8 protein-coding genes are annotated in these 4,477 nt (G+C 64.8%); 7 read left to right on the forward strand and 1 reads right to left on the reverse strand.

From position 1 onward, the window contains the following. Positions 1-630: hypothetical protein (locus Q4I23_RS30750; protein WP_498528737.1), on the reverse strand; the 630-nt coding region annotated here is incomplete at its 3' end. 407 nt (positions 631-1,037) lie between these two features. Between Q4I23_RS30750 and Q4I23_RS30755 the strand changes: the two genes are divergently transcribed. From Q4I23_RS30755 to Q4I23_RS30785, 7 genes are all read left to right on the forward strand, one after another. Continuing rightward, positions 1,038-1,334 (forward strand): hypothetical protein, encoded by a 297-nt coding sequence (locus tag Q4I23_RS30755; protein ID WP_176025377.1) that lies wholly within the window; start codon positions 1,038-1,040, stop codon positions 1,332-1,334. Further along, positions 1,297-1,716 (forward strand): CBS domain-containing protein, encoded by a 420-nt coding sequence (locus Q4I23_RS30760; protein WP_498528738.1) that lies wholly within the window; start codon positions 1,297-1,299, stop codon positions 1,714-1,716. Before Q4I23_RS30755 ends, Q4I23_RS30760 begins: the two co-directional genes overlap by 38 nt. Before the next feature lie 57 nt (positions 1,717-1,773). Next, positions 1,774-1,992, forward strand: coding sequence for a hypothetical protein (locus Q4I23_RS30765; RefSeq protein WP_498528739.1), 219 nt, complete (start codon positions 1,774-1,776; stop codon positions 1,990-1,992). Between the two features lie 31 nt (positions 1,993-2,023). Beyond that, on the forward strand, positions 2,024-2,557 hold the full coding sequence (locus tag Q4I23_RS30770) for a pentapeptide repeat-containing protein (protein ID WP_149650874.1): 534 nt from the start codon (positions 2,024-2,026) through the stop codon (positions 2,555-2,557). Positions 2,558-2,560: 3 nt separating this feature from the next. Then, a complete protein-coding gene (locus tag Q4I23_RS30775) occupies positions 2,561-2,893 on the forward strand; it encodes a hypothetical protein (RefSeq protein ID WP_498528740.1) in 333 nt (110 codons plus the stop codon). Then, positions 2,890-3,087, forward strand: a complete 198-nt coding sequence (locus Q4I23_RS30780) for a hypothetical protein (RefSeq protein WP_119509204.1) — start codon at positions 2,890-2,892, stop codon at positions 3,085-3,087. The genes Q4I23_RS30775 and Q4I23_RS30780 overlap by 4 nt, the downstream gene beginning before the upstream one ends. Before the next feature lie 184 nt (positions 3,088-3,271). After that, a complete protein-coding gene (locus Q4I23_RS30785; RefSeq protein WP_498528741.1) occupies positions 3,272-4,423 on the forward strand; it encodes a sensor histidine kinase in 1,152 nt (383 codons plus the stop codon). Positions 4,424-4,477: the final 54 nt, after the last annotated feature.

The raw sequence follows: 4,477 nt of genomic DNA on the forward strand, positions 1-4,477 counted from the left end.
GAAGGCGCCGGGCCGCGGGCAAAAGGTATGGGGTTGGACGTGAGCCCTCGCAAGATGGTGGGTGGAGCGCCACATAAAGGGGGCTGCGGCTCGAACGTTGCCCTTGAGGACACCATGAAGCCCGCCGTCATCGTTCTTCTTTTTTCGTTCGCCATTGGAGCCGCCTCCGCCGCAGCCGGTGAGCGCAATCCTACGCACCTCTTCGACTCGGGCAATCACGTCGATGCCACAGGTATCGTCCGAGACCGTGGTGGTCGGCCCGTCGGGCGCATCGAGGCGAATGTCGAGGGGAGCCACGTGCTGCGCGACAACGCCGGGCGTCACATCGGTAGCGTCGAACACGGTTTCGCCGAGGGCGAACTGGTCGTCCGGGACAGCGAAGGCCGCCGCCAGGGCACGCTCGAACGCCAGCAGTGATACGCAAGCTCCGGCTTCGGAGCCACCGCCAGTGGGTCGTCGGTTCAGTAGAACACCTCCATCGTCCAGATCCTTTCTGAACGGTCCGCACCAGGCGGAGGTGAGTGACGACCGATAGCCCTGGCTGGTTCGGGCCGGCACATAAGTCACGGTGATGTTGTGGAATTGGACCATGCCGTCCTTGACGACATGACCCTTGTCGCGGTCCTCCATTCTGAAATTGTCCGAGCGAAGCCTGACGTGGGAAACAGCACCGGAAGATCCGGGCGTTTGAATTGTCATCTCAATGGCACGAGCGATGCCGTTGCGCCGCTCTCAGCGCAATAAAGCTCCCTTTATTGCCTCTGGAGAGAAAGATTTTGTGGATTCCCTGGAAACTTGGATGAAACGACCCATGTTTTCTTAAATTCTCCTAGGACGCACGCCAGGAATTTTCAGCATATCCATCGGGGTATGCCCAGTTGGGAGAAAATCACGGGGATCGCCTCCAGTCCCAGGCGTCATTAGAGACTGTCCAGCAACGGCCCGTCAGTGCCGTGGATCACCGTCGGGACACAAGGACAGAAGCCGCTCGTGATTGTCCGGGCGCGCGGACTTGCTGCCCGAAGCGGAGCATCGGCATGCTTGAACGAACGAGACTCGCGTTCTTCGTCATCGAAACCCAGGCCGGCTGGACCGTGCAGGCCGATGGGTTCGTCTATCCCTTGTGCGGCAGTTTCGACGATGCGGTCGTCCGTGCGACGCGAGAAGCGCAAGCGGCCGGCCGTCTTGGCTTTGCCAGCATCGTGCTGACACGACCGGCGCAGAACCGTCCGTACGAAATCCAATGGACCTATGGTCGCGACACCTGTCCGCCAACCGCCATGGAGGAGTTCCGCCATGCCGCGCCGAATCTTCGAAGCGATGTCCGCCACTGAGGCGGTGATCCTGCCTCCTTCGGCCACGGTCCACGCCGCGGCGGTGGCGATGAAGGAGCGGCGGCAGTGTGTGGTGCTCGCCATGACCGCCAACCGGTTGGAGGGCATCCTCACGGAACAGGATGTGGTTCGCCGCGTCGTCGCCGAGCGACGGAATGCGGAGCATGTCACCGTGGCCGAGGTGATGACCCGGCATCCCGACACGATCCCAGCCAGCGATCTTGCGCTCACGGGGCTGCAGATGATGGAGGACGGTGGGTATCGGCACCTGCCGGTCATCCATGACGGGCGTGTCGTCGGGCTGATCTCACGCGTCGATTTCGCCGGGGCGGAAAAGACCGAACTGGAAGCCGAGCGCCAATGCTGGGAACGGCTTGGGTGACGGCTCCCGAGCGGACCGGCGCGATGCAAAGCGCTCCCGCGTCGAAGGAGGATAATCATGGATTCGCGCATCATGGCTTTCGCGGGAACTGCCTCCGAGGGTGCCGACATTCTGCGTGAGCGCCTGCGTTGGGCTGCCGCCGAACGACGCTGGCATGAGGCATCGCCGTATTCCTCCGGACGCCCTCCAACCTTATCGCCTTCCGGTCAAGCCGCCCTGCGGTGCGGCGCTCAACTGACCCAATTCATCGAGATTCGTCGGGTACGTGCCTCCTGATCCCGACCACACACGCAGCGAGGACAACACCATGTCGGAAAGTTTCCGCAGCCCTGACGGTCATCAAGCTGCTCCAGCGGAGAGAAGGCGGCCGTCTGACGAAGCACTTGATGCCGTGTTGGCCGCTCACCGCCTGTGGCTGGAGAGCGTGGGACGGGAGGGCCGTCAAGCCGATTTGCGCCACGCCGATTTGTCCGGCCGGTCGCTGTGGCGCGCCAACCTGCGCCGGGCACGGTTCGACGGCTGTGATCTGAGGGGTGCCGACCTTGACCACGCCGACGCCTCGGGCGCGAATTTTGACGGCGCTTGCCTGGAGTGGGCGTCGTTGTGGAACGCCCGTCTCGGCAAGGCCCGCCTCTGTCAGGCCGATCTCCGGAATGCCAACCTCGATCATGCCGATCTGTCCGGTGCGAACCTGTCGGAAGCGGATTGCACGGAGGCCAGTTTGTGGGGAGCGCGGCTGCACGGTGCCGACCTGCGGACCGCAACCGGCCTCATCGGGGATCAACTCGCCAACGCCTTGGGTGATCCGGACACGCGCCTGCCGGACCGGCGGGAGGCGTGAGGAATGGCGCACGCGCACTATCTCGTCGCGCAACACGGAACCGGCTGGTTCATTTTTCTGGAGAAGTTCCGGTACGGCCCTTTCCCAAGCGGGCGGAACGGCGCTCTGACCGCCGCCGTGCAGGCCGCGCATCAAGCCGGCAAGGACGGTCACGACGCCCGCGTGTCGCTGCGCGCTGTGGACGGCACCGCGCGAACCGTCTGGTCCTTCGGGGCTGACGGCTATCCCCCACGCTGGGTGGAGCCGTTGCGGATCATGGCGCCAAAACAGCGCCCCAAGCGGCCGCGCCCGGCAGTGCTTGCGCCGAGGCGGCCCGAACCAGGAGGAACTCCATGATCGATCACGAACTTCTTGGGCGTTACCAGACGGTGTTCGGCTGCACCTTCGACGTTGCGCTTTGGACGCGACGGCCCGGCGACGGCGTGAATGACATGATGCGCGCCGCACTCGCCGGATATGGCCCGCCGGTGACCGACGAGCGCATCGCGTCCCGAGTGCATGAGCGGCTTGCATTCCCGGACGTCCCATAGAGCGGAGCGAACCCATGTTAGTTTCCTCCGGCCCGGCGGCTGTCAACCATCGGCGTCCGCATTGTTGTGGAGGCGCCGAGCGCGGCACGGGTGGTCTCCTGGCGGGCGGACGGTGGCCGGACGCGTCGCGTATACCCGCGCAACCGGTTGGATTTGGGTTTCGCCGTCCGACGCGGTCCGTGCCATGCTGCCGATCATGAACAGCTTCCGCCCGAACCTGCCCGCCACACCAGAGCGCTCCGATGCGGAGCGCCAAGTGGACGCAGTGCAGCGGCAGGGGGGGATTTTCGTCAAGGCGGTCGCTGCCACGCGGGTGCCGATGATGGTTGCCGACGCGACGCTGCCGGGCTATCCGGTGGTCTTCGCGAACAGCGCCTTTCTGGACATGTCCGGCTACGCCATGGACGACGTCCTTGGGCAGGAGCCGCATTTCCTGGACGGGCCGGACACCGATCCTGCGACGATCCAAAGGTTCAAGGCGGCCATAGCCGAACAGCGCGACGAAACGCTGGAGATCCTGCAGTACCGCAAGGATGGCGGCGCTCTGTGGGCAGCGCTGTTCGTTGGCCGGTGGGCCGACGAGACCGGGCGGATCGTCCACCATTTTCTGTCCTTCCTGGACATCACACGGCGCTGCGCCGCCGAAGACGACCTGCGGCAACTCACCCTGGACCTGGAACGGCGCGTGGCCGAGCGGACACAGGCGCTGACGGCGGCCAACGCGCGTCTGTCCCGCCTCCTGGCGGAGAAAGAAGTGCTGCTCCGCGAGGTGGACCATCGGGCCAAAAACAGCTTGGCCATCGCCTCGTCGCTGCTGATCACCCAGGCCTATCAGCAAGCGGACCCAGCGGTCAGGGCACTCTTTCTGGAAACACAGGAACGGCTGGGGGCGATGGCGCACGCGCACGACCTGCTCAGCAAATCCCAGGACCCCAGCCGGATCAGACTTGCTCCCTACCTGCGGGATCTCTGCGCGTCGCTGATGACGGCAACCGGCACGAACGCCGGCATCCGGATCGAGGCGCAGGCGGACGGGGACATTCACGTTCCGGCCAACCACGCCATTACGCTGGGGCTGGTGGTGAACGAGTTGGTCACCAACGCCGTGAAGCACGCGTTTCCGTCGTTCCTGGCGGGACGCATCGAGGTTACGGCGCGGCGGCCGCACAGAGATCGGGTGGTGTTGCGTGTGCGCGACAACGGGGTGGGCATGTCTGGCGACCGCGAAGGTTCACTTGGCTTTGGGATCGTCCGCTCCCTCGTCGAACAGATTGACGGCGAGATGGACATCAGGTGCGATGCCGGTGTTGCCGTGACGGTCACGTTTCCGGGCTGAGTACCGCGGTCAGTGAGGCGTCCCGGACGACGGAGCCGCTGGTGATGAAGTGTG

The organism is Azospirillum sp. UFLA03-27, assembly GCF_059803775.1.

What these genes read in the sequence shown, in the direction of transcription:
- Q4I23_RS30755 (WP_176025377.1), top strand. Translation starts at nt 1,038, where the DNA reads ATGCTTGAACGAACGAGACTCGCGTTCTTCGTCATCGAAACCCAGGCC.
- Q4I23_RS30760 (WP_498528738.1), top strand. Translation starts at nt 1,297, where the DNA reads ATGCCGCGCCGAATCTTCGAAGCGATGTCCGCCACTGAGGCGGTGATC.
- Q4I23_RS30765 (WP_498528739.1), top strand. Translation starts at nt 1,774, where the DNA reads ATGGATTCGCGCATCATGGCTTTCGCGGGAACTGCCTCCGAGGGTGCC.
- Q4I23_RS30770 (WP_149650874.1), top strand. Translation starts at nt 2,024, where the DNA reads ATGTCGGAAAGTTTCCGCAGCCCTGACGGTCATCAAGCTGCTCCAGCG.
- Q4I23_RS30775 (WP_498528740.1), top strand. Translation starts at nt 2,561, where the DNA reads ATGGCGCACGCGCACTATCTCGTCGCGCAACACGGAACCGGCTGGTTC.
- Q4I23_RS30780 (WP_119509204.1), top strand. Translation starts at nt 2,890, where the DNA reads ATGATCGATCACGAACTTCTTGGGCGTTACCAGACGGTGTTCGGCTGC.
- Q4I23_RS30785 (WP_498528741.1), top strand. Translation starts at nt 3,272, where the DNA reads ATGCTGCCGATCATGAACAGCTTCCGCCCGAACCTGCCCGCCACACCA.